The organism is Aquabacterium sp. UBA2148 (assembly GCF_002328915.1).
Lineage (GTDB): Bacteria > Pseudomonadota > Gammaproteobacteria > Burkholderiales > Burkholderiaceae_C > Aquabacterium > Aquabacterium parvum.
On the sequence record NZ_DCXA01000308.1, the window covers coordinates 1 to 5,027 of the forward strand.

The window sequence follows — 5,027 nt, forward strand, 5'->3', positions numbered from 1 at the left end:
GCAGGCGGGTTTTGCAGACCTTCCCTAAGGAAGGTCTGCACAAATGAGCGCTGACCATGGCTGGGTGTGCTGACATGAGCGGAACGGCGGCTGAACGCTCTTGCGGCAGGCGTTTTGAGCGCGTTTCGCGCCCATTTCCCATGCGCAGGGCGCACTCATGCCAGGCTCCCCATCAAGCGCCTGCGCACCATCCACAGATTGGCCAGCGCAAACAGCGTTTGCAACTGCGCCGTGTTCTTGGCCAGACCGCGGTAGCGCACCTTCACGTGGCCGAACTGGCGCTTGATGACTCGGAATGGGTGCTCCACCTTGGCGCGGATGCTGGCCTTGATCCGCTCGACCTGTTCGGTCAGCGCATCCATCGGGTCGGCCTTGTCCAGCAGCTTGCGCAAGCCCGGACGCATGGCCACATGCCACGTCACATCTTCTTTGGCGTCGGGTCGCTTGTGCGCACCTTGGTAGCCGGCGTCGGCAAACACATCCATCTCTTGACCGTGCAGCAAACTGTTGGCCTCGACCACATCGTTGACGTGACCGGCCGTGCCGCGCACGGTGTGAACCAGACCCGAGTCGGCGTCCACGCCGATGTGCGCCTTCATGCCGAAGAACCACTGCTGGCCCTTCTTGCTTTGGTGCATCTCCGGGTCGCGCTCACCGCTGGCGTTCTTGGTCGAGCTCGGTGCCGAGATCAGCGTGGCATCGACCACCGTGCCACTGCGCAGCATCAGGCCTTTGGCACCCAGCAGCAGGTTGACTGTTGCCAGGATCCGCTCGGCCAGCTTGTTCTTCTCCAGCGCATGACGGAACCGCAAGATGGTGCTCTCGTCAGGCAGTCGGTCGTCCCAGCCACCCAGACCAGCGAAGTCACGGAACAGCGGCATGTCGTGCAGCGCTTCTTCCATCGCCGGGTCGCTCAGCGTGAACCACTGCTGCATGAAGTGGATGCGCAGCAGCGACTCCACCGGGAACGGCGGACGGCCGCGTTTGCCTTCGGGCATGAACGGCGCGATCTCCGCCACCAGGTCGGACCACGGCACCACCCGGTCCATCTCGTCGAGGAACTCGCGACGGCGCGTGCGCTTCGTCGAGGTTCCCAATCCAAGGCTGCTCTGCTTCATGGGCTCAATGGTCTCAGGCAATCAGACTGGCGCCAAGCACATGTCCGGGCGGTTTATGCAGACCTTCCCTAACTAGGAGCACTCATGATCAGCAAGTCCGTCATCTCTCTCGCAGTAGTGGCGACGTTATCCACAACAGCAAATGCTGCGACATCAACAAAAACGTTCTCAGCACCACTAATATATGACACCACAGGCGATATCGCAATCGAGCTAACTCTAACTCAAACCGGCGCAGACAACCTAACATGGTCAACAAATGAATACCGCTACATCGGAGGAGGAGGCGTCCCTACTCAGGGAATATCAATCTCCTTTTACACCAATCAAGCAGCAGACATCCTCGACGTAGCAGTCGAAGGGAAGATGCGGATTTTCAGCACAAAGACCGGCGAGACGTTGCCGGAATCGGCACTCATGACCGACGCTTATAGCTGGTACACCAATGTAAATGGAAGCTTTGGGGCAATTCCGCAAGGTCAATTGCGCTTCTCAAACCCCATAATACAAACCACATTCAGCTCACAGAATGAAAGAAGTTGCGAACTGAACGAAAGGTGCATCCAACTTCCAAGCCAGCTTTCAGGCACCGCTTCAATCACGGCAATCCCAGGCCATTACCTAGACATCAACCAAACCCCAGGGGGCACTTCTTGAAACCCCCTCGACCCGCACTGCTTGAGCGGGCAAGATGTCGGCATGATCACCCCGCGCATCAAACCTTCGGCGTTCTTCCAAGACAAGCCTGCCACGGACCTGTTCGTGCAGGAGCACCGGCAGGCCAAGCTGGGTAGCTATGTTGCCAACCTGGCTGCGATGGACGGGCTGATCGACTTCTGCGCGGTGGCCAGCGCGGTGGATGTGGCCTGCCCACGCGGGGACCGCAGCAAAGGCGGCCGCCCGCCGTACCCCACCGAGGTGATGGTGCGCATGGCGTTTCTGCAATCGCTGTACAACCTGAGCGACGAAGACTGTGAACACCAAGTGCTGGACCGCATGAGCTTCCAGCGTTTTTGCCGCCTGGATGGGCAACTGCACATTCCTGACGCGCGCACGCTGTGGAGCTTCAAGCAGCGCCTGGCCAAGGGTGGCCTGGGCGGGCGAGCCATCTTTGACGAGGTGAGCCAGCAACTGCAGCGACAAGGCTACATCCCGCGCGGCGGGCAGATCGTAGACGCCAGCATCGTGCAGGCGCCCATCACCCAGACCCGCAGCGAAGAACGCCAAGCGCTCAACGAAGGCAAAGCGCCTGAGGGCTGGAGTACCAAGCGGCTGCAGCACACGGACCGCGATGCGCGCTGGACCAAAAAGCATGGCAAAAGCTTCTATGGCTACAAGGTGCACAGCAATGTGGATGCACGCTGGAAGCTGATCCGCCGAATTGCCATCACGCCCGCCAACGTGGACGATGGACAGACGCTGCAGGCGGTGGTGGACACCGCCAACACCCGAGGTCGGTTGCTGGCAGACCGGGGCTATGACGCGCAAGGCAGCCGAGAGCTGTTGGCCAAGCACAAACTGCGCGATGGCATTGCTCGGCGAGCCAAGCCAGGGCAAGAGGCCCGCCAGCGGCTGGATGCGCGCAACCGCGCGATCAACAAGACCAGAGCCCGGGTCGAGCACGTGTTTGCTGGGCTGGAGCAGTTGGGTGGCAAGGTGGTGCGGGCGATGACGCTGGCCAGGAACGAGTTGGCCATCACGCTCAAGTGCGTGGCCTACAACGCCAAGCGATTGGTCTGGCTGGTCTCGCAGGGAGCGCAGACATGAGAGCCCAGGTGCGTCTGCAAATCGCCCAAACAGGCGTTTTGCAGAGCGCCTCGGCCGCCCCCAGCTGCCAAGGCAGGCGTGTCGGCGCTGCTGCGATGACTCCACGCGGCTCAATCGCATGTCATACCGTTCAAGTGCACCACCGAGCTTCAAAAATCGGGGTTACGCGAAGTGCCCCAGGGTGTGCGGATTTTTCCTGCATGCAAAAAAAGACAGACCATCTCACAGCAATATATGGCGGGGTGTCTTTTATGATTGGCGCCCCCATTCCGGAGCCCTCCACAATTGCGCTAACCTTCTCCGGCATGATTGCTGCATCCGCAATTACGGCGAGGCGAAGAAAGCCGGCCTCAAAACATGTGCGAAAAACATGGTGATCCGCCACACCGACACCGTATAAAGAATAGCTGCCAGCGGTTTTTGCTCACCGAAATAGACAGCAGAAAAACACCGATCAACTTCGGGGATCGCAAAGGGTACGCGTTGACTCCGACCAAGATTCCTCGAGCATTGAGCACCTTGAAGTGAATTTCTTGGCACTCTTTTGAAAGAACTTCGCTGGCAGAAGGTGTTCGCACAATACAAGCGCGCGCCAATCAGTGCGCTCGTTTATGCGCAGTGACGACTCTTGGTGGGCGGCTTCGGCCGCGCACTTGGTCGGTTGACCGAGCAACAAGCGGGGCACCAGAGGCGAAGCCGGCATGGGCTCGGGCGCCTTGTGGGTGCCGAGGAGCGGAGCGGCAAGGTGGGCACGCGCAGCGTGCTTCGTCATCTGACTGGCCCGATTTGTTTGAGCGCAGCGCCCGCAGGGCGCGGAGCGAGTTGGAGGGCCCCACCTTGCCGCGAGCACCGGAGGGGAGTCCTGCTGAAAGCAGGACCGCCCACTCGGCGCCCGAGCCCATGCCGGCGCAGCACCGCCCCGCGCTGCCCCGACAAACCGCGCCGACCCAGGCACGCCAAAAACAAGCGCCCCACATAACCAAGAACCGTCTTCAAACCCGAGTCGATTTGTGAAGCCATGCAAAGCCTGCATCGACTCAAGCCGACCCTGCGTAAGGGACCTCAGCCGCATCCACAACCGAAGCGGCGCCCCCCAACGACCCAACAGGAGCTCGCATGAAAACCTTCGCTTTCGCCACCACCGCCCTCGCCCTGACGATGACCCTGGCCACCGGCATGGCCCGCGCCGACGTGATGGTCGGTGGCGCCCCGATGCTGCCCACCAAGGACATCGTCGACAACGCCGTGAACTCCAAGGACCACACCACGCTCGTGGCCGCCGTGAAGGCCGCCGGCCTGGTCGACACGCTCAAGGGCAAGGGCCCGTTCACCGTGTTCGCGCCCGTCAACGCCGGCTTCGCCGCCCTGCCCGCTGGCACCGTTGACAACCTGCTCAAGCCCGAGAACAAGCCGGCGCTGACCAAGGTGCTGACCTACCACGTGGTGGCCGGCAAGTTCGACGCCAAGGCCGTGACCCAGGCCATCCAGTCCGGCGGTGGCAAGGCCACGCTCAAGACCGTGGCCGGCGGCAACCTGACCGCCTCGACCGAAGGCGGCAAGGTCATCGTCACCGATGAGAACGGCGGCAAGGCCACCGTCACCATCGCCGACGTGATCCAGTCCAACGGCGTGATCCACGTCGTCGACAAGGTCCTGCTGCCGAAGTGATGCACGCGTGAAAAAGGGGGCGCGAGGCCCCCTTTGTGGGTTCACCCGCCGGCAAGCGCCAGCCAGCAATGCTTGAGGCCGGCTCGGTCGCCGACCGGGCTCAGGCGATGGCTTGCCAGGCCTGAGGCGAGGCCTGCCCCGCGAACAGCGGGAGGGCCTGTGCTTCGTCGATCGTCAGCACCGGCGTGACACACGCGTCGGCCGCTTCGAACTTGTGCGCCCAGAACGCCAGCGGCTGAGAAGCCACCAGCGCAGCCACCTCGGCCTTGAGCGCCGTGCAATCGGGTGTGCCCGGCAACGAGCCACGCTGCCAATGCCGGTTCACCCAATCGGGCCGCTCGAACACCTCGCAGGCCACCTTCCAGAACTTGAACTCCAGCGCGCCCACCGCGAGGTGGCGGCCATCGGCGGTCGCGTAAAGGTTGTAGCAAGGCAGCCCACCGTTGAGCAGGTCTTCACCCGCCTGCGGCTTCG

At 62.0% G+C, this 5,027-nt stretch carries 6 protein-coding genes; 4 read left to right on the top strand and 2 right to left on the bottom strand.

Annotated features, from left to right (window positions below):
* Nucleotides 1–155 precede the first annotated feature (155 nt).
* On the bottom strand, nucleotides 156–1,118 hold the full coding sequence (locus B2W70_RS16900; protein ID WP_286747574.1) for an IS5 family transposase: 963 nt from the start codon (nucleotides 1,116–1,118) through the stop codon (nucleotides 156–158).
* Nucleotides 1,119–1,202: 84 nt separating this feature from the next.
* Here B2W70_RS16900 and B2W70_RS16905 point away from each other — a divergent pair, with 84 nt between their 5' ends.
* The 4 genes from B2W70_RS16905 to B2W70_RS16915 all read left to right on the top strand — a co-directional run bounded on the left by B2W70_RS16905 (nucleotide 1,203) and on the right by B2W70_RS16915 (nucleotide 4,553).
* On the top strand, nucleotides 1,203–1,775 hold the full coding sequence (locus tag B2W70_RS16905) for a hypothetical protein (RefSeq protein WP_286747575.1): 573 nt from the start codon (nucleotides 1,203–1,205) through the stop codon (nucleotides 1,773–1,775).
* A gap of 42 nt (nucleotides 1,776–1,817) precedes the next feature.
* On the top strand, nucleotides 1,818–2,885 hold the full coding sequence (locus B2W70_RS16910; protein ID WP_286747577.1) for an IS5 family transposase: 1,068 nt from the start codon (nucleotides 1,818–1,820) through the stop codon (nucleotides 2,883–2,885).
* A gap of 251 nt (nucleotides 2,886–3,136) precedes the next feature.
* Nucleotides 3,137–3,262, top strand: coding sequence for a PEP-CTERM sorting domain-containing protein (locus tag B2W70_RS18495; protein WP_414631087.1), 126 nt, complete (start codon nucleotides 3,137–3,139; stop codon nucleotides 3,260–3,262).
* Between the two features lie 781 nt (nucleotides 3,263–4,043).
* Entirely contained in the window at nucleotides 4,044–4,553 is a 510-nt protein-coding gene (locus tag B2W70_RS16915) for a fasciclin domain-containing protein (protein WP_286747589.1), read from the top strand.
* A 100-nt stretch (nucleotides 4,554–4,653) separates the two neighbouring features.
* On the opposite strand, the gene B2W70_RS16920 is transcribed toward B2W70_RS16915, so the two are convergent.
* The coding region (locus B2W70_RS16920) for a CoA transferase (protein WP_286747578.1) at nucleotides 4,654–5,027 on the bottom strand (374 nt) is incomplete at its 5' end.

Coding starts and splice junctions, on each gene's coding strand:
- B2W70_RS16900 (WP_286747574.1), bottom strand. CDS start 1,118: ATGAAGCAGAGCAGCCTTGGATTGGGAACCTCGACGAAGCGCACGCGC.
- B2W70_RS16910 (WP_286747577.1), top strand. CDS start 1,818: ATGATCACCCCGCGCATCAAACCTTCGGCGTTCTTCCAAGACAAGCCT.
- B2W70_RS18495 (WP_414631087.1), top strand. CDS start 3,137: ATGATTGGCGCCCCCATTCCGGAGCCCTCCACAATTGCGCTAACCTTC.
- B2W70_RS16915 (WP_286747589.1), top strand. CDS start 4,044: ATGACCCTGGCCACCGGCATGGCCCGCGCCGACGTGATGGTCGGTGGC.
- B2W70_RS16905 (WP_286747575.1), top strand. CDS start 1,203: ATGATCAGCAAGTCCGTCATCTCTCTCGCAGTAGTGGCGACGTTATCC.